The 23,224-nt window shown below is 49.3% G+C and carries 20 protein-coding genes and 1 other RNA gene; 6 read left to right on the forward strand and 15 right to left on the reverse strand.

Annotated features, from left to right (window positions below; genetic code table 11):
• Positions 1-59 precede the first annotated feature (59 nt).
• Complete coding sequence (locus BUE76_RS15235) at positions 60-347, forward strand: GNAT family N-acetyltransferase (RefSeq protein WP_073041382.1); 288 nt, start codon at positions 60-62, stop codon at positions 345-347.
• 181 nt (positions 348-528) lie between these two features.
• Here BUE76_RS15235 and BUE76_RS15240 read toward each other — a convergent pair whose 3' ends face one another.
• The 8 genes from BUE76_RS15240 to hisG form a co-directional block, all read right to left on the reverse strand.
• Entirely contained in the window at positions 529-2,157 is a 1,629-nt protein-coding gene (locus BUE76_RS15240; RefSeq protein ID WP_083596414.1) for a catalase, read from the reverse strand.
• 158 nt (positions 2,158-2,315) lie between these two features.
• Entirely contained in the window at positions 2,316-2,714 is a 399-nt protein-coding gene (locus BUE76_RS15245) for a hypothetical protein (RefSeq protein WP_073041384.1), read from the reverse strand.
• 338 nt (positions 2,715-3,052) lie between these two features.
• A complete protein-coding gene (gene hisB / locus BUE76_RS15250) occupies positions 3,053-4,192 on the reverse strand; it encodes a bifunctional histidinol-phosphatase/imidazoleglycerol-phosphate dehydratase HisB (protein ID WP_073041386.1) in 1,140 nt (379 codons plus the stop codon).
• Positions 4,193-4,274: 82 nt separating this feature from the next.
• Positions 4,275-4,703: a c-type cytochrome gene (locus BUE76_RS15255; RefSeq protein ID WP_073041388.1), complete on the reverse strand. Its 429-nt coding sequence runs from the start codon at positions 4,701-4,703 to the stop codon at positions 4,275-4,277.
• A gap of 3 nt (positions 4,704-4,706) precedes the next feature.
• The gene (locus tag BUE76_RS15260; protein WP_073041390.1) at positions 4,707-5,978 is read right to left on the reverse strand and encodes a PQQ-dependent sugar dehydrogenase; all 1,272 of its coding nucleotides are present in this window, start codon (positions 5,976-5,978) and stop codon (positions 4,707-4,709) included.
• A 17-nt stretch (positions 5,979-5,995) separates the two neighbouring features.
• Positions 5,996-7,057, reverse strand: coding sequence for a histidinol-phosphate transaminase (gene hisC / locus BUE76_RS15265; RefSeq protein ID WP_073041392.1), 1,062 nt, complete (start codon positions 7,055-7,057; stop codon positions 5,996-5,998).
• 121 nt (positions 7,058-7,178) lie between these two features.
• A complete protein-coding gene (gene hisD / locus BUE76_RS15270; protein WP_073041394.1) occupies positions 7,179-8,456 on the reverse strand; it encodes a histidinol dehydrogenase in 1,278 nt (425 codons plus the stop codon).
• Positions 8,457-8,559: 103 nt separating this feature from the next.
• The gene (gene hisG, locus BUE76_RS15275; protein ID WP_073041396.1) at positions 8,560-9,414 is read right to left on the reverse strand and encodes an ATP phosphoribosyltransferase; all 855 of its coding nucleotides are present in this window, start codon (positions 9,412-9,414) and stop codon (positions 8,560-8,562) included.
• A 267-nt stretch (positions 9,415-9,681) separates the two neighbouring features.
• On the opposite strand from hisG, the gene BUE76_RS15280 reads away from it, so the two are divergent.
• Entirely contained in the window at positions 9,682-10,092 is a 411-nt protein-coding gene (locus tag BUE76_RS15280; RefSeq protein WP_143157239.1) for a hypothetical protein, read from the forward strand.
• Between the two features lie 20 nt (positions 10,093-10,112).
• Here the strand turns inward: BUE76_RS15280 and ffs are convergent.
• From ffs to BUE76_RS15295, 3 genes are all read right to left on the reverse strand, one after another.
• An RNA gene (gene ffs / locus BUE76_RS15285) (signal recognition particle sRNA small type) lies at positions 10,113-10,212 on the reverse strand.
• Positions 10,213-10,254: 42 nt separating this feature from the next.
• Positions 10,255-11,268: a DUF3298 and DUF4163 domain-containing protein gene (locus tag BUE76_RS15290; RefSeq protein WP_073041400.1), complete on the reverse strand. Its 1,014-nt coding sequence runs from the start codon at positions 11,266-11,268 to the stop codon at positions 10,255-10,257.
• A gap of 124 nt (positions 11,269-11,392) precedes the next feature.
• Positions 11,393-12,655, reverse strand: coding sequence for a type IX secretion system plug protein (locus BUE76_RS15295; protein ID WP_073041402.1), 1,263 nt, complete (start codon positions 12,653-12,655; stop codon positions 11,393-11,395).
• A 117-nt stretch (positions 12,656-12,772) separates the two neighbouring features.
• On the opposite strand from BUE76_RS15295, the gene BUE76_RS15300 reads away from it, so the two are divergent.
• Complete coding sequence (locus BUE76_RS15300) at positions 12,773-14,008, forward strand: ABC transporter permease (RefSeq protein ID WP_073041404.1); 1,236 nt, start codon at positions 12,773-12,775, stop codon at positions 14,006-14,008.
• A gap of 12 nt (positions 14,009-14,020) precedes the next feature.
• Here the strand turns inward: BUE76_RS15300 and BUE76_RS15305 are convergent, their stop codons facing one another.
• The gene (locus BUE76_RS15305) at positions 14,021-14,755 is read right to left on the reverse strand and encodes a TrmH family RNA methyltransferase (protein WP_073041405.1); all 735 of its coding nucleotides are present in this window, start codon (positions 14,753-14,755) and stop codon (positions 14,021-14,023) included.
• Between the two features lie 19 nt (positions 14,756-14,774).
• On the opposite strand from BUE76_RS15305, the gene BUE76_RS15310 reads away from it, so the two are divergent.
• Positions 14,775-17,081, forward strand: a complete 2,307-nt coding sequence (locus BUE76_RS15310) for a BamA/TamA family outer membrane protein (RefSeq protein ID WP_073041407.1) — start codon at positions 14,775-14,777, stop codon at positions 17,079-17,081.
• 140 nt (positions 17,082-17,221) lie between these two features.
• Here BUE76_RS15310 and truB read toward each other — a convergent pair whose 3' ends face one another.
• Entirely contained in the window at positions 17,222-17,944 is a 723-nt protein-coding gene (gene truB / locus BUE76_RS15315; RefSeq protein WP_073041409.1) for a tRNA pseudouridine(55) synthase TruB, read from the reverse strand.
• 238 nt (positions 17,945-18,182) lie between these two features.
• Positions 18,183-19,661 carry a proline--tRNA ligase gene (gene proS, locus BUE76_RS15320; protein WP_073041410.1) on the reverse strand — a complete coding sequence of 493 codons (1,479 nt, stop codon included), beginning with the start codon at positions 19,659-19,661 and terminating at the stop codon, positions 18,183-18,185.
• 125 nt (positions 19,662-19,786) lie between these two features.
• Here proS and BUE76_RS15325 point away from each other — a divergent pair, with 125 nt between their 5' ends.
• Positions 19,787-20,554 carry a hypothetical protein gene (locus BUE76_RS15325; RefSeq protein WP_073041412.1) on the forward strand — a complete coding sequence of 256 codons (768 nt, stop codon included), beginning with the start codon at positions 19,787-19,789 and terminating at the stop codon, positions 20,552-20,554.
• Positions 20,555-20,655: 101 nt separating this feature from the next.
• Entirely contained in the window at positions 20,656-22,185 is a 1,530-nt protein-coding gene (locus BUE76_RS15330) for an OmpP1/FadL family transporter (RefSeq protein ID WP_073041414.1), read from the forward strand.
• Between the two features lie 79 nt (positions 22,186-22,264).
• Here the strand turns inward: BUE76_RS15330 and miaA are convergent, their stop codons facing one another.
• A complete protein-coding gene (gene miaA / locus BUE76_RS15335; RefSeq protein ID WP_073041416.1) occupies positions 22,265-23,188 on the reverse strand; it encodes a tRNA (adenosine(37)-N6)-dimethylallyltransferase MiaA in 924 nt (307 codons plus the stop codon).
• Positions 23,189-23,224 lie beyond the last annotated feature (36 nt).

The raw sequence follows: 23,224 nt of genomic DNA on the forward strand, positions 1-23,224 counted from the left end.
AATATGCGCCAGAGAATATTATTGAACAAATATTTTTTAGCTTTAAAAAATTCCTAACCATGCAGATACAGCACCGCATTTCCGGAACCCATGGATTGTTTTATGTACCCGGCGAAGAAGACGAAGGCCCGCTTGCCGAACTGGTATATGCTACAACCAACGATGGCCAGATGATTATTGAGCATACCGAAGTGGATGAAGAACTCCGTGGACAGAACGTAGGCTATGAACTGGTACATGCCGCCGTGGAACATGCCCGTCAGTACGATATGAAAATAAGGCCGGTTTGCCCTTTCGCTAAAGCCATATTCGACAAGAAACCTGATTTTGCAGATGTGCTTGCGTAAAGGTTTTTGGTTTAAATTTTTTTTATCGGGTAACCACAAGCAGGTTATTTAAAACCATTAAGAGCACTTTGTCAACAGCAATATCAAGGAATTAACCTGGAACAGAAATAAAAAGAGGCTGTCTCAAACATATGAGACAGCCTCCTTTTAATAAAACAACTAAAAACAAAAAACCAACAACCTAGTAAGGCTTTGATTCTTTGGATTGGTCCTCTGCGGCTCTGACAGCATCGCCCGACTCGCTGGAACCAATAGGGCCATGTTGCCCGTTCGATCCCATTTTCCTGAGCCCTTCGGCAACCCTGCGGCCATAATCGGCATCACACTGGGTGAACAGTTCGATCATTTTATCCTGTATAGGCTTAGCAGCAGGTGCCAGGGTATTCACCAGGTTTTTAATCAGGTCGTCCCTTTCCCAATCTTCGAAATTGCGGTAAGTTTCACCCGCCTGGCCAAAATTATTTTGGCGGTCTATTTTCTGGCGCACCTTGCGGGCATTGTAATGGGGCTCGTGGTCGGGACCGGTACGGGGCGCTTCCACATAACCGCCCATGCTGGAAGGTTCATAGTTTACATGTGGGTTTAAGCCCGGCATGATGTCCTGGCGGTAAGCCATCTGGCCATCGCGCTGGTTGGTTGCAACGTTTTTGCGCGGTGCATTGATGGGCAGTTGCAGGTAATTGGTACCAACACGGTAGCGCTGTGTATCGCTATAGGCAAAAGTTCGGCCGATGAGCATTTTGTCATCTGAGAAGTCAAGCCCATCCACCAAAACACCGGTTCCAAATGCGGATTGCTCTACCTCTGCAAAATAGTTGATGGGGTTGCGGTCCAGCACCATCCGACCTACAGGCAACCAGGGAAACTGCTCTTTAGGCCACAGTTTGGTATCATCCAACGGGTCAAAGTCCAGCTCAGCGTGTTCGTCATCGCTCATGATTTGGACAAACAGTTCCCATTCGGGGAATTGACCTTGCTGTATATGCTCAAATAGATCCTGGGTTGCGTGGTTGAAGTTTTTGCCCTGGATGGCTTCAGCCTGGTCCTGTGTCAGATTTTTGATGCCCTGTTTGGGTTCAAAATGGTACTTCACCAATACAGCCTCGCCCTTATCATTTACCCATTTGTAGGTATTTACGCCACTTCCCTGCATCTGGCGGTAGTTGGCCGGAATACCGAAGGGCGAAAACAGGAAGGTGATCATGTGCATCGCCTCAGGCGTATTGCTGATAAAATCAAATATGCGCTCGCCATCCTGGATATTGGTCACTGGGTCGGGCTTGAAAGCATGCACCAGGTCGGGAAACTTCATCGCATCGCGGATAAAGAAAACCTTGAGGTTATTGCCTACCAGGTCCCAGTTACCATCTTCGGTATAAAACTTAACGGCAAATCCACGTGGATCGCGCAAAGTTTCGGGCGAGTGCCCGCCATGGATTACCGAGGAAAAGCGTACAAAGACAGGCGTGCGTTTGCCTTTTTCCTGAAACAGTTTGGCTCTTGTGTATTTGGACACCGGCTCCTCGCCTACCGATCCGTAAGCTTCAAAATAGCCGTGGGCACCTGCGCCCCGGGCATGTACCACACGTTCTGGGATACGTTCGCGGTCGAAATGGGACATCTTTTCCAGAAACTGGTAGTTCTCCAGTGTTGCCGGTCCGCGGTTTCCAATCGTGCGGATGTTTTGGTTATCTACTACAGGATGGCCCTGGCGGGTAGTAAGCTCCTGGGTGGGCTTGCCGGCGCCATTGCCGTTTTGCTTGCCATTCTGGTCTTCTGGCAGGCCAGGAATGATCTGGTTGTGGTGCATAAGGGTGCATTTGGGTGAACAAACGAACTGAAACCAAGGGTTCAGCGCATTGGTGCGGCAAACTTGGTGCCATGCCCCGATAGGTAGCCCTAACCAGTAGGACCAATAAAAACAAAGCCCCGGGCCAAAGACCGGGGCAACACACACAAGCAAAGGAATTACATAGCTCTTTTCAGTTCTTCACGAGCCAGGATGTACCGGGTCATAAAGATGCCGAGGCTGTTTTGGTTGGGGCTCAGCGAAAGCGGGATGATCTGCTCCACCTTCCAGCCATCATTGGTATATTGTTTCAGGGTGCGCAGCACCTTGTCTTCATTCTCTTTGATGTTTCCGAAATTGATACCAGCCATGCTGAACAGGTTGTTCAGTTCGGCCTCAGTTTGCGTACCATCGGGGTGGGTAACGATCATACGGGAGCGGCCAAGGCCTCCGGCCACCACCGACTCGATGGTAGTTACCTGCATGAATTGTTTGGGTACAGCGGGTTTGGTTTCCTGGGCAAAGGAACTTAGGCCCATAATGGTGATAAGCAGCAGCAAGAAAGAAAACTTTTTCATAACGGTTGTTTGGTTTTGGGTGATAGCCACCTGCGTGGCTTTTTAATGCTGCAGCAAAACTAATGGCCCTAAAAAATGCAGCAAGGTCCGCATGTATGAACGGTGGAAACAATGGTATGAAGCAGGCAAATTGTAAACTGCATTAACAAAAAAGCGGAAGCCCAGTGCTTCCGCTTTTTTGTTAATGCAGGATTGAATAGTTGGTATCAGAAAGGTATATGTTGGTATGACCAAAGATGTCGAATAACAACAGAAGGCCGCGATTAGTCGCCAGCTGCCTATAGTCCATATTCCATGGTCTTGCAGTTTCCTGAACTTTAGATGAACTCTTTAAATGCTTAGAGTACACCTTTGGTACTGGGCAACTGGTTGCTCAGCGGATCACGTTTAACAGCCATCTTGATGGCTTTTGCAAAAGCTTTGAAAATTGCTTCAACCTTATGATGCTCGTTCTCGCCGCGGCATTCAATATTAAGGTTGCACTTGGCGGCATCAGAGAAAGACTTGAAGAAATGGAAGAACATTTCTGTTGGCATGTCCCCGATCTTTTCCCTGCTGAAAGAGGCATTCCAAACGATCCAGTTGCGCCCGCCGAAATCAATCAGCACCTTGGCTTCGGCTTCATCCATGGGCAGGGCAAAACCGTAGCGTTCAATACCCCGTTTGCTGCCTAAAGCTTTTCCGATGGCTTCCCCCAAAGTGATGCCGGTATCCTCAATGGTGTGGTGTTCATCTATGTGCAGGTCGCCTTTTGCATGCACTTTAAGGTCCATCATACCATGGCGGGCAATCTGGTCGAGCATGTGATCAAAAAAGCCCAAACCAGTTTTGATATCTGCCTTTCCGGTACCATCCAGGTTAATAGTCACCTCGATCTGAGTTTCGGAGGTATTGCGGCTATGCACCACTACCCTTTCTCCCAGTTTAAGATATTCATAGATGGCCTTCCAATCTGTTGTTTCCAAAGCCACCGATGGACGCAGTTCTTTGATGGCATCCTGCAGTTCACCCGCACCCAATGCCGGATCCTGGTTCAGCCAGATGGCCTTGCAACCCAGGTTCTTGGCCAGTTGCACATCGGTGATGCGGTCGCCGATAACATAAGAACCAGCGATATCGTATTGCGCAGGATCGAGGTACTGCATCAGCATACCGGTACCAGGTTTACGGGTAGGCTGGTTTTGGTGCGGGAAACTGCGGTCGATATGCACGGCGCTGAAATGCACGCCTTCATTGGCAAAAGAAGTGAGGATATGCTGGTGCAGTGGAAGAAAATCAGCCTCTGGAAAACTATCTGTACCCAGGCCATCCTGGTTGCTCACCATCACCAGTTCAAAGTCCAGCTCGGAAGCAATCTTTTGCATGTAGGTAAATGCATAAGGGTAAAACTCCAGCTTTTCCCAGGCGTCTATCTGGTAGGTAGGCGGCGCTTCTTTGATGAGGGTACCGTCGCGGTCTATAAACAAAACTTTCTTCATGAAGGTAGTTGGCGTTAGCAGTGAAATGATGATGGCTTGCCTATTTGGTGCGTAGCACAATTTTGAACAAGGCTTGCCTGGCTTATTTTTTACCTCTTTGGGCTTTTACTTCGGTAGGGGTTACAGCAGCGGCTTTGTTGCCAAATGAATTGCGCACATAAGTGAGCACATCGGCAATCTGCTGGTCGGTGAGGTGACTCATGGCAGGCATGGCATTGCTCCAGGTGTCGCCATCAATTTCCACTTTACCTTGTGAGCCGTTCAGCACAAGTTGTACCAGCCTGGGCTTGGGACCAGCCACCCACTCGTTGGGTGTAAGTGGCGGGTTTAGGTGCGGCACACCACTGCCGTCCACCTGGTGACAGGCGAGGCAAATGGATGTGTAAACCGTTTTGCCCCGCTCCATTACCGCGGCTGCAGGTTGTGCAGCTTTGGTTGCAGGTTTTTTTGTTTGGGCGTGGGCGCTGCTCAGCAACCCGGAAAACAAGACAACAAAAAATATAGAACGCATGGTTTATTGTTTATAACTGATTTTCCAAACGGTACCCTTTGCATCATCGGTAACATAGAGGGCGCCATCGGGTCCCTGTGCCAGACCGCATGGGCGGTATTGCGCTTGGTTAGGTGTGGCAATTTCAGCGGCACCCATGAAGCCTTCGGCAAAAGTTTCCCACGGACCAGCAGGTTTGCCATCCTTAAAAGGAACAAAAGCTACAAAATAGCCCTTTTGCGGCAGGGGTGCCCGGTTCCAGGAACCATGGAAAGCGATGAAGGCACCGTTGCGGAAACGCTCCGGGAACAAGGTGCCGGTATAAAACAAAAGGCCGTTTGGTGCCATGTGACCGGGGAACGCAATCACCGGCTGTTCTACGCCTGCACAACGATCCTGTTTTTTCCCGTCCCCACCGTATTCGGGTGCCAGCATTTTTTTGTTTTGCAGGGGATCGTAGTAGCAGTAAGGCCAGCCAAAATTGGCACCCGCCTGTTTTACTTCAAACATTTCCTCGGCAGGCACTTCGGCACTCTTTGCCGAATCATACAATTCAGGAAAAAGATTACTGAGCTGGTCGCGGCCATGCTGCATTACAAACAGTGAATTGGTTGCCGTGTTCCAATCAAGTCCAACCACGTTGCGCACACCCGTGGCATAACGCACCCCATCGGCATAGGTTTGATTGGGTTTATCGGCTTTGAACTGCCAGATGCCGCCGGCACTATCCAGTATGGGGCAGGGGTCCTGACCTGGTGAACCCTTGGTTCGGTCTTTTACCTGGCAGGCATTGGAAGGCGCACCAATATTCACGTAAATATTGCCGGCATTGTCCAGGGTCAACGATTTGGAATTATGTGTTCGCTTGTCCCACAGGCCTGTTACAATCAGCTCAGGTTTATCAATGTCGTTGATCTCGTTGCGCTCATTAAGCTTGTACCGGAAAATTTCGCTGTTGCTGGAAGCATACAGGTAACCATTTTTAATGACCATTCCCGTACCGGGATACTCGGCAAACGAAGTGATCTTGTCGGCCTTGCCATCGCTGTTCAGGTCGCGGAGGCCAACAATGCCTTTGCCTTCTTTAAGCTTACCCAGTTTTACATAAATATCACCATTGCTGTTAACGGCAATGTGTCGTGCCTGGCCCAGGTTTTCGGCAACCACAGTTGCAGTAAAACCCTGTGGCAGGCTGATGGCAGCAGCCTTATTTACCATACGCGTAGTGTCGTTGGCAAAGGCAGTAGCTGATGCTATTACTGCGGCCAGCACACCGGCAAAGGATCGTAGTTTCATATGCTTTGTTTTTGCAATCAAACAGTTGAAGCAGCAAATGTTTTAACCTGTTCCACCAATTCCCTGTTTTCGGCTTCGGTGCCGATGGTTATGCGGAGGCAGCCCACACACAACAACACACTGCTCCGGTTACGGACTATGATGCCTTTTTCAACCAGGAAGTTGTATAGGCCGTTGGCATCGGGCACTTTAACCAAAATGAAATTGGCATCGGAGGGATAAACTTTTTCTACAAAAGACAATTCAGAAAAAGCTTTTGCTAGGTTTTCCCTTTCAGTTACCAGCTCCTGTATCATGGTGTTCACCCCATCCAGGTTATCGAGTGCCTTCATGGCCAGTTCCTGCGTGGACTGGTTGATATTATAAGGCGGTTTGATCTTGTTGAGAACACTGATTATTTCAGTTGAAGCGATGGTCATGCCCAAACGAAGCGCTGCAAGACCCCATGCTTTTGAAAAGGTTTGCAGGATCACCAGGTTGGGATATTCTGCAAGGTCCTTGATATAAGAACGCTGCCGACTGAAGTTGATATAGGCTTCATCCACTACAACCAGTCCATCAAAGTTATTGAGGATCATTTCCACGTCCTCGCGGTACAGGCTATTGCCGGTTGGGTTGTTGGGCGAACAAAGGAAGATCATTTTTGTTGCCGCATCCACAGCACCTTCAAGTGCTTCAAGGTCCAGTTGGAATGCAGGCGTAAGCGGAACGGCTTTGTAGGCCACATTGTTGATATTGGCATATACTTCATACATGCCATAGGTAGGCGGGCAAATGATGATATTATCCAACTGTGGTTCGCAGAAAGCACGAATCAGCAGGTCAATACATTCATCCGAACCATTACCCAAAAGGATGTTTTCAGGTTGGGTAGCCTTGATGCCGGCAATCTTTTTTTTCAAGTCCCACTGGAGCGGATCGGGATAGCGGTTGTACCACCTGGTGAGCGGGGAGCCCAGGCTGTTTTCGTTTGCGTCGAGGAATACACGGGCCTCACCTTTGAACTCATCGCGGGCAGATGAATAAGGTTTTAGTTTCTTGATGTTATCGCGGATAAGATTGTTGATATCGAAGTTCATGATGATATTTTGCACGCAATGCTTTCTTAAACATCACGGATGATTAAAGGAATGACAGGATGGTATTGAAAGAAAGTAAGCTTTCCCTTAACAAGGTTAAGCATCACAGGTTGCAACCGCATCAATGTCGCACCCTGACCCTTACTGCTTCAGCATGTGCTTCCAATCCTTCCGCTTCGGCCATTGCCACAACCGTAGGTGCAATGGCTTGCAGCCCTTCCACGCTCAACTTTTGGTAGGTAATCTTTTTCACAAAAGAATCTACACTCACACCACTGTAAGCCCTTGCAAAAGCATTGGTGGGGAGGGTATGATTGGTACCCGAAGCATAATCGCCTGCACTTTCAGGCGAGTAGTTGCCTATAAAGACGGAGCCCGCATTGGTGATCCGGTCGCCAACTTCATCAGCTTTATCGGTGCAAATGATCAGGTGCTCGGCAGCATATGCATTCACCATTGCCACGGCATCCTCCAGGTTGGCCAGTACCACAGCCTTGCTGTTATCGAGGGCCTTGGCAGCGAAGTCTTTTCGGGGCAGCCGTTCCAACTGGCTGGCCAGTTCGGCATTTACCTGATCCAACAAACCTGCAGCAGTAGTTACCAGCAGCACCTGGCTATCGGGACCGTGTTCGGCCTGCGACAGGAGGTCGGCAGATATGAAGGCAGGGTTGGCAGTCTCGTCCGCCAGTACGCATACCTCGCTTGGACCTGCAGGCATATCGATGGCAACACCCTGCATTTGTACCAGTTGTTTTGCAACTGTTACATATTGGTTGCCGGGTCCAAAGATTTTATATACCGAGGGAATGCTTTCGGTACCCAAAGCCATTGCGGCAATGGCCTGTGCTCCGCCCACTTTATAGATGCGGGAAACACCGGTTTGCTGTGCGGCAAACAGAACAGCAGGATGCACTTTGCCATCCTTGCCACAAGGGGTACACAATACCACTTCGCGGCAGCCGGCCAGTTTTGCCGGTATGGCCAGCATCAGCACGGTGGAGAACAGGGGCGCCGTGCCACCCGGAATATACAGGCCTACTTTATCGATGCCCACGCTCCTGCGCCAGCAATGAATGCCGGGCATGGTTTCCACCACTTCTGTTGTGGACAGTTGGCGGGCATGGAAAGTTTCGATATTTTTTTTTGCCTGCACTATTGCAGCTTTCAATTCTTCTGAAAGCTGGCCGGCAGCGGCAGCAATTTCTTCTGCGCTTACCTGCAGGCTGTCCAGGGCAACACCATCAAATTGTTGTGCAAAACCGTACAAAGCGGCATCGCCTTTTTCCTTAACCGCTGCCAGTATGTGTTGCACCGACTGCAATACGGCGCTATTGTCAACATAAGGCCTTTGCAAAATCTGTAGCCATTGTTCCCGGCCTGGATTATCTAAAATCTGCATGTAGAAACTGTGAAAGGTAAATGGTGAGTAAGGAAAGTGACTGGTGAGTAGTGATTGGTTAAACCACTTTGCGCAAATCAATCCCTTTAATCACCGGTTCGGTTTACATGATCATCTTTTCAATGGGCACTACCAAAATGCCTTCTGCACCGGCGGCTTTCAGTTGCTCGATCTTATCCCAGAACGCATCTTCTTCAATCACACTATGTACCGAGCTCCAGCCCGATTCGGCCAGGGGCAATACCGTGGGGCTGCGCATACCGGGCAACAGGCTTACAATGGTTTGCAGCGATTGCTCAGGCGCATTCAACAACACATATTTGTAGCGCTTTGCTTTGCGCACGGCACGTATGCGGAACACCAGTTGGTCGAGCAGTTGTTGCTGTTCGGCAGGCAGCTCCTTTCCTTTGATCAGCACCGCCTGGCTTTGCAGGATGGGCTGCACTTCTTTGAGGCCATTCATAAAGAGTGTTGAGCCGCTGCTCACCAGGTCGCACACCGCATCGGCAAGACCGATACCTGGCGCAAGTTCCACAGAACCGCTGATCTCGTGAATTTCGCAGTCTACGCCATTTTCTTTCAAAAACTGCTGCGTAAGAAAAGGATAGCTGGTTGCGATTTTTTTACCCTGGAGAAACTGCGGACCGGTATACTCGTCGTTTTTGCCTACGGCAATAGAAAGGCGGCATTTACCAAAACCTACTTTCTCTACGATGTCTACCGTCTTGTTTTTTTCGTATAAAACATTCTCGCCAACAAAGCCGATATGGGCTACGCCATCTTCCACGTATTGCGGAATATCGTCATCGCGCAGGAAATACACTTCTACCGGAAAGTTCTCCGACATGCTCTTGAGCTGGTTGTGGCCGTTCTTTACATTGAGGCCACAATCGTTCAGCAGTTTCATCGAGTCGTCGTGCAGGCGGCCCGACTTTTGAATGGCTATTTTCAGTTTCATAAAAACAAAATAAAAAGGCCTACCTCGCGGTAAGCCTTTAGTTATGTAACAATACACAAAACACCAGCGGCTTACCCGGCAAGGCAAGTATGAGCATTGTGGTGGATATGTACGAGTGTGATCATTTTGTGCCGCAAAAATAAGGGCCGCAGCGGAAGCAGCAAATTTTTATTAGGCCGTAACAAAAAATTCATCTGCCGTCAATTTTGCAAAGTTGCAACGCCCAAAGCCGTTGCGCCGTCTTAACTTCCGTAACACAAAACATAGATGGCAAAATTTTGTACCATAGTTATGCTCCTGCTGGCATCAACCGGGCTCCGGGCACAACAGGTAACGCAGGTAGTTTTCAACCTATATACCGACAGCCTAAAAAAAGGGTTTTACAATTATATATCTGTAGATGGCCAGTATGCCGATGGCAGGTGGCAGCCCCTGGACAGCACGCACCTGGTATTTAGCGCCAATACCGGCCACTTCAAAGGCAACGACCTTTTTATAGACAGTACGTATACGTTTGATTCGGTGATTGTAAAAGTGAGCCTGCGCAGCAATCCTAAAGTGTGGAAAGAAGCAATCATCTATATCCGGAAAAGAGGATTTACGGAGCCATTGAAAAGTGCAGAAGAAATTATGGGCGAACCGAAACCAAGAAGCAGGAGAAAAACGATGTTGTCGTAAAGGACAATAGGGGAATAAAAAAATGGCAGGCTACTCACATCGCACCGCTACAACCGCCTACCCTTGCTACCTTCCGGTCCTGGGGGAGTTCAGCAGGAGCTGGCCGTATGAGACCTGCCGCTGCAAATATAGGGAGCTGTAACTGATTACAAATCAGCAAGCTTAATTTTTTTTCAAAGCATTTGCAAAACCGGGCTGCAGGTAATTCCGGATCCGGGCATAAGGCAGGTACAAAATGATCTCTCCCATCGCATAAGGCCCGATCTCGTAAGGCTGGTAGTTGAAGCCGAGGCCCTTTCCGGTAACAAAGAAATTATCTGTTGTTTTGAGCTTGTTCTCAAACAGGCCCCCTTCTGTCAGTGGCGTTGCAGCACTCAGCCCTTCTCTTTCCCGGAAGGCAGCAGCCAAGAGTTTAGAAAGCGCCTTAATGCCTGCAGGATTGAGCACATCCTTTACTTGCAATGCTTTGCCGGAGGCCAGATTGAAGCTTTGGAACTGCGTACCATAGTTACCGTGAGCACCCCCGGTGTAGGCATAAGTAAACAGCGAAAGGGACAAAAAAGCCTTGCCACTATAAGCAACCAAGGCTCTTTGGCTTTGATCGTTTGTAAAAGCGGCGGGCATTTCTTTTAGTTCTTCTTCTTTTGTTTGACCAAATTCTTTTCTGTAGGCGGCAAAGAGGTTCGATTGTGCCTGTTGCATCAGGGCAGCGGCCTCACCACCCTGGTTCCCTGACCCAACAAATTGCACCAGCCTTTTCCTGATGGCAGTTCCTACCCCATTACCACCAGTGGGCCATACAATAGCGGCATCGTAGGACACTCTCGGCGAGTTGGGCATTGATGCTTTTAATGGCTGGGCAGCTTTATGATTTAAATACTGGAATGCAGTTTGGGAAACTTGTTCTTTGGCAATAAATGGAAGCGTCTTTTGGTGGTCATCCAACTGCCAGTTGCCTTTTGCTGCGCCACCAATTAAGGTGAACTGGAAAAACTCTCCTTCTTTAGCACCACCACTGGTTACCATCAAGGTGACGGTGCCGGCAACACTGGTATCTTCTCCCATAATGGGCAGGGGCTGCTGGGTGCTTTGGTAATAATAATATCCGTTGTAGGTATGCCCTGCCTTGTGCAGGTGCATCACTACAGGGTAGTTGCCGATGGTACCGGCAAGCATCTTATACCAATTTTCCGCCTGGCCAGCTGCCTGAAGCGATAAACAAAGTAGACAAAAAAGAAGGCTGCGCATGAACGCAAAAGAAAAAAGAAAAAGTGGCATATGCCACTTTGCAAAGTTAGGCTTATAACCCACCCGGTCTTGCCACCAGCGAATTGACCGTGGTAGCACCAATCAGTTCATCGGCACGGGCACCAAAGGGCCGGAAGTAAACCAGGATGGTATAGCTGTTTTCGGCATTCCAGAAATTCCCTTCTGTTTGGGTGAAATCAGGAAAAACCTTTTTACCTGCCGGCATGGTGGCGTAAGCATAACTATAATAACCCTGTTTGAGCAGCAGCGTTTTTTCATATGCCCCCCGTTCGGCATTAAACTGCATCAGGGCCGATGTATCGGCAGCCCAGTTGGTAAACTCACCAAAAATGTAGAGGTCCTGGCCGGGTAGCACCTTGTTTTCCGGAGGGAAGTAAGAAAAACGCACCGAAGCATAATCTGTTTGCCAGAAAGGATTGATGTTTTCCAACGGCTCCAGGGTATAACTTCCGTTCAGGTCACGGTAGTAAACGTATCCAAGGTCCGCCCTTGTTTTGTCCGGGTTGATGGTTACAGAAGTTTTGTTGCCTACCACCTGGATGTCCTGCACCCTTTCGCTTTGCAGCCGGAAACTGCGTAGGTCGGACCAGCGAAACTCCCTGATGGAAGGCAATGCTGTAAAAGCTTCATCACTGTACTCGTAGTAATTGTTGCGGTAAATGGTTGGCCGGTCTATACCAAAGGAAGTTGTCCAGTTATTGTTTTGCAGCACTACCACCTTCAGGTCGGTTGGGCTCATCACTTTAACCCGGGCATCGGTATTTACAGCAACCACCAGCTTTTGCCCGGAGCGGTACAATTTCGCATTGAAAGGCTGCTGCACCTGTGCACCTACAGTCACTTTATTGTCGGTTACCACAAAGCGGCGGCGGAAAACCGTTTTGGAAGTGTCGCCGTTCAGGAAAACCTTCAGGATATAATTGCCCGAACGGGTAGGCACCGAGTTGCGGTCGGGCAGTTGTGCCTGGTAGTGGGTGTACCGGGTATTGGAAAGGGAGGAGTTGCGGTAGGTAGTAATGCGCACATTCTGAAACCCTTTGATATAGTCGAAGGTATTCCAAAGGGCCGGCGACCAGTCGGCATTACACAACTGGAAGGCATAATAGTAGTTCTTTATGTCGGCGTCCAGGTCGTCGAAATGCAACTCCAACAGATCAGAGCCACCCAGTTGCAGGATGGGAAAAGTGGTTTGGTCGCCGGTGCGAAAAAGCTTGATGGAGTGAATATTCTGCGCTGCCGACCAATGGGTGGCCAACAGGAAAAGAAAAAGTATAAAACAAGCTATACGCTTCATAACTGGATTGAAAATAAGTTTTTTATGCCTGCGGCGTTATTTTTGAGCGGCAGCAAAAGGCCGGCAACGGAAATTTCGGCGCCCCTTCATAACTGCATAACCCCCTAAATATTGTCTTTGAACCTTTCCTCTTTCATAGCACGGCGTATTGCTTTCAACCAGCAGCAGTCATTTTCCAGGTTCATCATCCGCCTTTCCATTGGCGCTACCATCATTTCCGTGGCGGTGATGATCATCACCCTTTCACTGGTTAACGGGTTCCAGGAAACGGTGAGCCAGAAGGTCTTTTCATTTTCCGGGCATATCCGCATACAGGCCCGCCAACCCATGAAGGCCAATATTGCCGAAGATATTCCCATCGTTGCCGACAATAGGCTGGCCGCATCCATCCGCAACAATCCTGCCGTTCGGTCCATCCAGCCATTTGCCACCAAATACGCCATCCTGAAAACAAAGGAAGACATGGAAGGTGTGCTGCTGAAAGGGCTGCCGCCAGATTATGATTTCAGCCACCTGCAGGCATTTTTGAAAGAAGGCCGCTGGCTCCGGTACAACGACAGCAGCTATAGCAGGGAGATAGTACTATCGGCAAGCACGGCAGGCCAGTTGCAACTCAAACTGAATGACCGCATCCTGATTTATTTTATCCGTCCGGATGGCAGCATGCGGCCCGACAGGCTCACGGTTGTAGGCATTTACAAAACCAGCATCGAGGAGTACGATAAAACTTTTGCCCTTGGTGACCTGCGACTGATTCAAAGGCTGAATGGCTGGATGCCTTCTGAAATTGGCGGCTACGAAGTATTCCTGCAGGACTACCGGCAGATGGATGCCGTAAGCAACGAAGTGTATGGGCAGGAAGGCTTCCCCCAATTATGGGAAACAAAAACAGTAAGGGAGATCATGCCCTATATTTTCGACTGGCTGGACATCCAGAACACCAACCAGGGCATTTTGATCGCTATTATGATCATCATTGCACTGATCAACCTTATTACCTGCCTGATCATCCTGGTACTGGAAAGACTCCGGATGATCGGCATTTTAAAAGCCCTTGGGGCCAGCAACTGGACAGTACAAAAAATATTTCTCAACCACTCGGTGCTGATTACGCTTACCGGCATCATCCTCGGTACCGCCTTTGCCTTGGGGCTGCTATGGCTGCAAATGGAAACGGGTTTTGTGCGGCTTAAAGAGGAAGCCTATTATATGGAAACCGCGGTTGTCATCATCCGCTGGGAGCAGGTGGTGGCAGTGGCCATAGGTACGCTGCTGGTTTCTTTTCTTGTATTGATGATACCCTCTTTCCTTGTACGAAGAATCCAGCCGGTAAAGGCTATTCGTTTCAGGTAATACCCCTGGCCTTTAATGGAGATTTAGGTGCGATAAAATAATTCCTGTTGCCACGGCAGCATTCAAAGATTCCGCTTTGCCTTTGCGGGGGATGGTTATTTTTTGCGTCGCTCTTTCCATCAGGCCAGGTCCTAAGCCTTTCGATTCATTGCCGATCATAAGGATGCCGGTTGATGGTACAGCTACTTCGTACAGCGACTGGCCATTTAGCGCAGCGGCCCAAACAGGAAGTTGCTGCTCCCCGATCCAGCTGCCCGTTTTGTCCACCCATATATTTACCCGGGCCAAGGAGGCCATGGTACTTTGTACCACTTTATTGTTGTACGGATCGGCGCAGCCGGGTGTACATACAATATGGGAAATGGCAAACCAGTCGGCAAGGCGGATGATGGTACCCATATTACCCGGGTCCTGTATGGTATCGAGGTACAATACCCAACCTTCTATATCGTTTGGAGCTTGCGAAGGGAACTGGCGCATGATGGCCAGCACCTGGTTGGGTGTTTGCAGGTTCGATAGCCTTTGGAGCATGCGTTCGTCCACGATGGTGAGGGGTAAGCCCTGGAATTGGGTGGCATTGGCTTCGGCCCAGGCTGGCAAAGCATAAATGGCTTCAATCTGGAAGGCTGCGGCAGCAATCATTTCCGCTACTATCTTCGGCCCTTCAGCCACAAAGAGGCGGGCCTCGTCGCGGTGCTTCTTGTCGCTTAAACTTTGAATATCTTTAACCACTTTATTACTGAGCATAGACGGGCCTTAATAATTTATGTTGAATTTCCAGGAACGACGATACCGGCAACCCTTTCTCGCCCCGCTCCTTTTATTACTGCTGTACTCCTGCACCACGCTGCGCAATTACCCTGCAAACAAACCTTTTGTTTACCAGACCAATATTGAACTGGAGGGCAAATTTAGCAAGGAGGAATCGAAACAGCTGACTGCAGATTTAACCCAACAACTCGACGACAGCATACAGGTGCGTTCCGTTAGCAAGCTGGTTGGCTGGAAAAATGGTCCCCGGCTTTTTTATACCGAAATTGTCAACCCGCCTGTTTACGACAGTGCCAATGCGGCTCAGTCGGTGCAGTTTATGCGGGCCCTGCTCAATGCAAAAGGATATTTCCGCGACTCCATCAGTTTTGATACCGTTCAACAAATCAAGGAAGACCAGTATCGTACTACTATCAATTTCAAGGTACTGCCAGGTAAGCTCATTGCCCTCGATTCGGTCCGGTATAATATGGGCGACGACTCCCTGCAACAGATCACCATCAACAGTTTGGCAGCCAGCCAGCTAAAAAAGGGAACAGCTTTTTCAAAAGCAGTGATCTCTGCAGAGTTGGACCGGCTGGTAAATGTGTACCGCAACAATGGGTATATGCGTTTTTCGTTCGAAAACCTGCTGGCGGTGTACGACACCGTTGGTGTTGCCCTGCTGCGCCCAACCTTTGACCCCATTGAACAGGCGCGCCAACTGGAGGCACTGCGGCAGCGCCGTGAAAACCCCACTGCCGACCTGGAAATCAGGCTCAGGCCATCGGAAGACAGCGCACACCTCATTCGCTACCATGTAGGCAATATCACCATCTATCCCGACCTGTCTGTTGATACGGGCCGGTTTGTTTCCACCGTGGATACAGTCAGAGGCATTACCGTTATCAATTACCGCAATCTTTTCAAGCCACACATCGTTACGGAAAACATCTACCTGCGCCAGGGCAGGCTTTATAACAGGAATACATACCTGCGCACCCTCAACCGCCTGAACAGCATCGGTGCCTGGCGCCTGGTGAGCATCGACCAGAACCCCAGAACTGGTACAGACACAGTGGATTTTGTTGTAAAGATGGTACCGGCACTCAAATACCAAAGCTCCATCAACCTGGAAGGCACCCAAAACCGGGGCAACCCATTTGTTGGCCAGTATGGCTTGGGTATCACAGCTGGTATCAATAACCGGAACATGGGCAGGGCTGCCAACCAGGCAAGCACCAATATCCGGTATGGTGTGGAACTGGGTGAACGTAATAATATCCAAACCCAGGTAATTTCGATCAACAACACTATTGTTTTCCCCAGGCTGATGCCCCATTTCCGGTTCATACCGGAAAACAGGCGGGATAATTTCCGTACCCTGCTCAACCTGAGTTTAAATAATACAGACCGGTTTGAGTTTTTCAACCTTTATGCCTTTAACCTGAGCTGGGGGTATGAATATACCTGGCGCAACAAACAACTAAACCTGCGTCTGCCCAACCTGGAGTATACTATTATCAACAAAAGGCAATTGCTGCTGGACCTTGAAAAAGAGAACGCTTCCTACAAGTATATCTTTAACGATGGACTGGTGGCATCCACTTCGCTGGGCTATACGGTAACGGGCGGCAACAAGGTTGTATCCAACCAAAAACGCATCAACCTGGAAGCTTCAGGCATGCTTACCGGGCTTGCCAAATCGGCCTTTATTGACAGCAATTTGTATCGCTTTGTAAGGCTGGATGCCGAATTCAGGCAAACGCATAAACTAGGTAAATCGGCATTTGCATGGCGCTTCTTTGGGGGCGCTGGTTTTGGCATTCCGCTTTTTGATGGCGATAACCGCAACCGGTACCTGCCCTTTTTCAAACAGTATATCGCCGGTGGCCCCAACAGCATGCGGGCATGGGCGCTGCGGAAACTGGGCCCAGGCTCCAACAATAAATCCACCGCCCAGAATATTGCCCCTGATCGTTTTGGTGACCTTCAATTGGAGGCCAATGCGGAGTACCGTTTTCCCTTGGCCAATATCGGCGGCGTATTGCTTAACGGCGCTGCCTTTACAGATATCGGCAATATCTGGTTTATCCGCAACAACCCCGATTTTACCAATGGCAACCTTAAACTTTCCCGTTTGTGGACCGACCTTGCCATAGGCTCAGGCCTGGGGATGCGCATCGACTTTGGATTTTTCCTGGTGCGGTTTGATTATGCCTACAAAATAAAGGACCCATCCAAACGGGGAAGCGATATTTGGCTGTACAACTGGAAGCCCCTGAATGGACAATTGCAGTTTGGTATTAATTATCCTTTTTAGAAGTTGATGCCAAATGTTGGAAAAAGATTTTTGAAAAAAATAAAGCAGAAAGCGCACCCAATGGATGCGCTTTCTGCTTTATAGGAAAACAATTTTCATTTAGCTACACAGGATGAAGGCAAAAAACCTAGGCTATGGTACTACTCCCCTTTTCCTTCCTCCTGCCCTACTGATCCGGCCAGTCTTTCTGCCGGAATGGTTTGCTCCAGTTCTTCCACCGTTTGCGACTGGTTGAGGGTAAAGGCCCCAATACGGGTGCGGCAAAGCGCGCTTAAATGCCCACCAACACCCAGTGCGGCACCAAAATCATTTGCCAGGCTGCGGATATAAGTACCGGTGCTGCACACCACCCGGAAGTGCACCAAGGGCATGTCGATTCCCGTGATCTCAAACACTTTGATGGTTACAGGACGGGCTTCCATTTCTACTTCAATGCCTTTGCGGGCCAGCTCATATACCCTTTTCCCGTCCTTCTTGATGGCCGAGTGGATGGGTGGCTTTTGGTAAATCAAACCGGTAAAAGGCACGGTGGCTGCTTCAATATCACTTTCGGTAAGCTGGCTATAATCTTTGAAGTCCATCGGCTCACTTTCCAGGTCAAAAGTTGGAGTAACCGAACCTAAGGTAATGGTACCGGTGTATTCTTTTTCCTGCGCCATGTACTCATTGATCTTCTTGGTAAACTTTCCCGTGCACACGATGAGCAGGCCTGTAGCCAGCGGATCAAGCGTACCTGCATGGCCTACCTTTTTGGTTTTGCTCAGGTAACGGATTTTGCTCACCACATTAAAAGACGTCCACCGCAGCGGCTTGTTTACCAACAGCACCTTACCCTGTGCAAAAGGATTATCAATCAGGTTCATCGCCGCAAAAGTAGGATTGTTTCACGCAAAGGTGCGAAGCTGAAATGTTTCAACCTGTTTACCATTGTAACCAAGACAATGGTAAAACATGCAATTGCATCATACCAGTACTTATCAAATCCGAATCAGTCAGCCAGGTTTACCTGGCTTAACGAACACTGCTCTTATTTTGGGAAACATAAAAAAAGCGCAAAGCCCTTTATTGCTTTGCGCCTGCTCGTATTTGCTTGTATAAAGATTAGTATGCCCTTGCAAACAAAACCCGCTCTTTGGAAGGTTTGCCGGTAAGGATACATTTACCTTCTTCCTGTGTATTGTCCAACGGGATACAGCGGATGGTAGCTTTTGTCTGCTCCTTGATGGCTTCTTCCGTTTCGGGAGTACCGTCCCAATGAGCCGCAACAAAACCGGCTTTCCCATCCAGTACCTGTACAAATTCATCCCAGGTATCAGCATTGGTGATATTGGCCTGCTGGAAAGCTTTGGCTCTGTTGTACATATTTTCCTGGATGTCGGCCAGCAATTGCTGGATGTGCGCCACAATTCCCTCCAGTGATACGGTTTGCTTCTCCTTGGTATCGCGGCGGGCTACTTCCACAACGTTCTGTTCCAGGTCGCGGGCACCAAGTGCCAGGCGTACGGGTACTCCTTTGAGTTCGTATTCGGCAAATTTCCAGCCCGGACGGTTATTGTCGCTGTCGTCGTATTTTACGGAAATACCGAGCGCCTTCAGGCCTTTGGTGATCTCGGCAACCTTTGCATCAATTCTTTGCTTTTGTTCTTCTCCTTTAAAGATGGGCACAATCACCACCTGAAGGGGCGCAATGCGGGGAGGCAGCACCAGGCCCTCGTCATCGCTATGCGCCATTACCAGGGCACCAATCAGGCGGGTGCTCACACCCCATGAAGTGGCCCACACATATTCCTGCTTGTTCTCCCTGTTTAGGAATTTAACCTCGAATGCTTTGGCAAAGTTCTGTCCCAGGAAATGCGAAGTACCTGCCTGCAGGGCCTTGCCGTCCTGCATCAACGCTTCAATGCAATAGGTATCTTCCGCACCGGCAAAACGTTCATTGGGCGTTTTCACCCCTTTGATCACCGGCAGGGCCATGTAATTTTCAACGAAATCGGCATATACATCCAGCATCTTCCGTGTTTCTTCCACTGCCTCTTCCATGGTAGCATGGGCGGTATGACCTTCCTGCCACAAGAATTCGGCAGTGCGTAAAAAGAGGCGGGTACGCATTTCCCATCGCACCACGTTGGCCCACTGGTTCACCAGGATGGGCAGGTCGCGGTAGCTTTGGATCCAGTCTTTATAGGTATTCCAAATGATGGCTTCCGACGTGGGGCGCACCACCAGTTCTTCTTCGAGTTTAGCTTCAGGGTCCACCATCAGTTTGCCCTTGTTGTTGGGGTCCGACTTCAGGCGGTAATGGGTTACCACGGCGCACTCCTTGGCAAAGCCCTCGGCATTCTTTTCTTCCGCTTCAAAAAGGCTCTTGGGTACAAACAAAGGGAAGTAGGCATTCTGGTGGCCGGTTTCCTTGAACATGCGGTCCAGCACATCGCGCATATTTTCCCACAGTGTGAAGCCATAGGGTTTGATCACCATGCAGCCGCGCACAGCCGAATAATCGGCCAGGCCGCCGCGCAAAATAAGGTCGTTGTACCACTGCGAATAATCCTGTGAACGGGAGGTAATAGCTTTACTCATAACTTTGATTAAGCCTGCGTAGCTTTAGTATATGGTTAACAGCAAAAGGCTGTAATTTGATGTCATAAACAAGGAGCTACAGAAGCGCAGCAAAAGTAGCACCTTAACCAATTAAAATCTCTGCCATGAAACTTGTTCTACCCATCCTTGCAACCGTGCTCCTGGCTACCAGTTGCACAACGGCGTACAAAAGCGGCCAGACTCCCGACGATGTGTACTTCTCGCCTGAAAGGAAGGTTTCGGGAAGTGAGTATGTGCAGCGCAACCGCGAAGACCAGCCTACTTACCGCAGCAATAACCGGAACAGAGATTACCGCGATGACTACGCCTATTCCGATGACGACCGCTACCTCCGCATGAAGGTGCGCAACCGCAACAGGTGGAGCGACCTGGATAATTATTATAACGATCCTTATTTCGGCGGATATTATGCTCGCCCTGGTTTTTATGCGGGTGCTGGTTTGTGGGGTGGCAATTTTTACAGCCCATATAACTACTACAATAGTTTTAACAACTGGAACTTTTACTACAACCCATATTACAACCCGTACAACAGGCCGTGGGGGCATAATGTGATCGTGGTAAATCCATCCACCCCCATTTACAACAGGCCCCGTACTTACAACCTGAACACGTTTAACCGCGGCGGCAACAGTTACTCTTCCCCCAAATCATCGGGTACCAATTACCAAAGTTTTGACAACAGGCCAACCCGCAGCGCCAACAGCTATGGCAATGACCTCCGTCGTTCTTTTGACAACAACAGCAGCAACAATAGCTATACGCCACCAAGCCGTTCCAGCAACAGCTCGAACAGCAATAGCAGCAGTGGCGGCGGCTCGTCCTCTTCGGGCGGTAGCAGCCGTGGCAGTGCGCCAGTGCGTAAATTTTAAATAAAACACTATTGAAGCCTGGTGAAACAGAGTCCGCATCCTGTTGCACCAGGCTTTTTTGTACCTGCAGGTACATACCTTCTTTTCAAAAGGCTTTGTTTATGAAACGGATCTGTACACTTTCCCTTCTTTTATTCAGCGGTGTAGCATTTGGGCAGGAGCCAGCCGATGCACTGCGTACAGGCTGGCAGGTGCCCGGTGGCACGGCAAGGGTTCAGGCAATTGGCGGCGCCATGTGCTCATTGGGCGGCGATATCACGGCCACCTTTGTTAACCCTGCCGGTCTTGCCTTTTACCGAACCGGCGACCTGGTGCTCACGCCACAGGTACGATTTGGCACCACAAAGAGCACTTACCTAGGGACGCAAAAACAGGATAATACCAACAAGCTTACCTGGGGCACATCGGGATTTGTATTTGGCGGCGGCAGTAATACCGGCAATGTAAAAAGTGCAGCCTTTTCGCTGGCTTACAACCGTACGGGGGATTTTAATTCAGACATTTTTTATGAAGGCGCTAATCCAAAAAGTTCTTTTTCGCAGCGCTACCTGGAAGAAGCCCGCGGCCTGAACGCCAACGCCGTAGCCCAGGATTTTCCTTATGGCGCATCGCTGGCCCTCAACACCTACTATATTGATACCACCCGGGCAGCCAACGGCTCCATCAATGGCTTTAAAACCCTGGCCAATTCGGCCACCGGTTTGCTGCAAAGGCAAACCGTTCAGAACAGGGGGGGCATCGACGAGTTTGCCCTTGCAGGTGCAGCCAATATCAACGATAAGCTGATGATTGGTGGCACCCTTGGTTTTCCATACCTGCGCTATAACAGGGAATCGCAGTTTATTGAAGCGGATGCTACCGATAATACCAATAATAATTTCGATGCAGCCGTTATCGAAGAAGACCTGCGCACCCGCGGATGGGGCCTCAATTTAAAGCTGGGGATGATTTATAAACCTGAAGATTCCTGGCGCCTTGGTTTCGCCTTTCACACCCCTACCCTATACAACCTCACGGACAATTATTTTGTACGGATGAATACCAACACGGAAAACTACCAGGGCGAATGGTCGCAAACCTCGGAGGACATTACGGGGGCCCGTTCGGATTTCCGGTATATGCTCATCACGCCATACCGGTTGCTTGGTTCTATCTCCTACGTTCTGCGTGAAGTGGAGGACGTAAGCAAACAAAAAGGTTTTCTCACTGCCGATGTGGAATATGTAAACTATAAAGCAGCCTCCTTCCAGACCGATGCTGATAATGGCAACGATCAATCTACCAAGGATTACCTGCGCTCACTGAATACGGCAATTGACAATGCCTACAAAGGCGCCTTCAACTTTAAAGTTGGTGGCGAACTGAAGTTCACTACCCTGATGGTGCGTGCGGGTGCTGCATATTTCGGCAATCCTTACCAAGATATCAATGGAGAAAAAGGTAGCCGTACCAGTTTAAGTGGCGGGCTTGGTTATCGCAACCGTGGCTTTTTCATTGACCTAACTTATGTGCACGCCCTCAACCGCGATGTGCATTTTGCCTACCGCCTCGAGAATCCGGCTTTTTATGCAGGTGCCCAGTTACGCCAGCAGATGAGTAATGCGGTGATGACCTTTGGATTTAAGTTTTAATGTTTTACATAAAGAGAAAGGGGCTGTTGTGTTACACAATAGCCCCTTTCTCTTTGCATGCTGTATAAAATAAAATAGATCAAGGATTGGCAGCCATTTTATTGATAGCGGCTGTGGCAAACTGAACCATCCTTTCAAGGTCTTCCGGCAAAAACCAATGGAAAGCGGCATCTTTCCGGAACCAGGTCAATTGCCTTTTTGCGTATTGACGGGTATTAGATTTGATCTTTTCAACCGCTTCAACTAAAGAGATATGGTTATCAAAATACGCAAACAACTCGCGGTACCCAACAGTTTGTAAGGCGTTGAGATGCTGGTATGGCGACAGGGATCTAACTTCCGCTTCCAATCCCGATTCCATCATTGCATCAACCCTTTGGTTAATGCGTTGGTGCAGCATGGGTCGGGGCAGATCAAGTGCCAGTTTTACTACCTGGAAATTTCGCTGTGTCTTTTCACCTTTCCGGAAATTAAGGATAGAGTTCCCCGTTGCCAGGAATACCTCCAGAGCCCGCATCAATCGCTGCGGATTTTGGGTTTCACCATTTACAAAAAAAGAAGGATCGAGCCGGGCTACTTCAGCCTGTAACCACTCCAACCCATGGGTAGCATAGGCTTTGCGCACTTCCAGCTGTATTGCTTCGGGTACTTCGGGGATAGCATCAAAGCCATCGCAAAAAGCCTGAATATACAAGCCGGTTCCGCCTACCATCACTACCACATCGTTGTCCCGGAATAAGGTTTCGGCCTTCTGAAGCGCATACCCTTCGAAAGTGGCTGCGGTTATTTTTTCCTGGATGGAATGTGAAGCAATGAAATGGTGTGGTACGGCAGCCAGTTCGGCTGCAGAAGGCCGGGCTACGCCAATATTCATTTCCTGAAAACATTGCCTGCTGTCGGCAGAAATGATCTCCGTACGAAAGTGTTGCGCCAGCCTGATGGCAGCCGCTGTTTTGCCCGATGCTGTCGGGCCACCAACAATAATTACAGTTTTTGGGTGCAAGACTGGAAATTAAAAAGCCAAAATCAAAAAGTCACC

Origin of the sequence: Cnuella takakiae, from assembly GCF_001953305.1 — a bacterium.
GTDB classification, from domain to species: domain Bacteria; phylum Bacteroidota; class Bacteroidia; order Chitinophagales; family Chitinophagaceae; genus Flavisolibacter; species Flavisolibacter takakiae.

What these genes read in the sequence shown, in the direction of transcription:
- BUE76_RS15235 (WP_073041382.1), top strand. Translation starts at nt 60, where the DNA reads ATGCAGATACAGCACCGCATTTCCGGAACCCATGGATTGTTTTATGTA.
- BUE76_RS15240 (WP_083596414.1), bottom strand. Translation starts at nt 2,157, where the DNA reads ATGCACCACAACCAGATCATTCCTGGCCTGCCAGAAGACCAGAATGGC.
- BUE76_RS15245 (WP_073041384.1), bottom strand. Translation starts at nt 2,714, where the DNA reads ATGAAAAAGTTTTCTTTCTTGCTGCTGCTTATCACCATTATGGGCCTA.
- hisB (WP_073041386.1), bottom strand. Translation starts at nt 4,192, where the DNA reads ATGAAGAAAGTTTTGTTTATAGACCGCGACGGTACCCTCATCAAAGAA.
- BUE76_RS15255 (WP_073041388.1), bottom strand. Translation starts at nt 4,703, where the DNA reads ATGCGTTCTATATTTTTTGTTGTCTTGTTTTCCGGGTTGCTGAGCAGC.
- BUE76_RS15260 (WP_073041390.1), bottom strand. Translation starts at nt 5,978, where the DNA reads ATGAAACTACGATCCTTTGCCGGTGTGCTGGCCGCAGTAATAGCATCA.
- hisC (WP_073041392.1), bottom strand. Translation starts at nt 7,057, where the DNA reads ATGAACTTCGATATCAACAATCTTATCCGCGATAACATCAAGAAACTA.
- hisD (WP_073041394.1), bottom strand. Translation starts at nt 8,456, where the DNA reads ATGCAGATTTTAGATAATCCAGGCCGGGAACAATGGCTACAGATTTTG.
- hisG (WP_073041396.1), bottom strand. Translation starts at nt 9,414, where the DNA reads ATGAAACTGAAAATAGCCATTCAAAAGTCGGGCCGCCTGCACGACGAC.
- BUE76_RS15280 (WP_143157239.1), top strand. Translation starts at nt 9,682, where the DNA reads ATGGCAAAATTTTGTACCATAGTTATGCTCCTGCTGGCATCAACCGGG.
- BUE76_RS15290 (WP_073041400.1), bottom strand. Translation starts at nt 11,268, where the DNA reads ATGCTTGCCGGTACCATCGGCAACTACCCTGTAGTGATGCACCTGCAC.
- BUE76_RS15295 (WP_073041402.1), bottom strand. Translation starts at nt 12,655, where the DNA reads ATGAAGCGTATAGCTTGTTTTATACTTTTTCTTTTCCTGTTGGCCACC.
- BUE76_RS15305 (WP_073041405.1), bottom strand. Translation starts at nt 14,755, where the DNA reads ATGCTCAGTAATAAAGTGGTTAAAGATATTCAAAGTTTAAGCGACAAG.
- BUE76_RS15310 (WP_073041407.1), top strand. Translation starts at nt 14,775, where the DNA reads ATGTTGAATTTCCAGGAACGACGATACCGGCAACCCTTTCTCGCCCCG.
- truB (WP_073041409.1), bottom strand. Translation starts at nt 17,944, where the DNA reads ATGAACCTGATTGATAATCCTTTTGCACAGGGTAAGGTGCTGTTGGTA.
- proS (WP_073041410.1), bottom strand. Translation starts at nt 19,661, where the DNA reads ATGAGTAAAGCTATTACCTCCCGTTCACAGGATTATTCGCAGTGGTAC.
- BUE76_RS15325 (WP_073041412.1), top strand. Translation starts at nt 19,787, where the DNA reads ATGAAACTTGTTCTACCCATCCTTGCAACCGTGCTCCTGGCTACCAGT.
- BUE76_RS15330 (WP_073041414.1), top strand. Translation starts at nt 20,656, where the DNA reads ATGAAACGGATCTGTACACTTTCCCTTCTTTTATTCAGCGGTGTAGCA.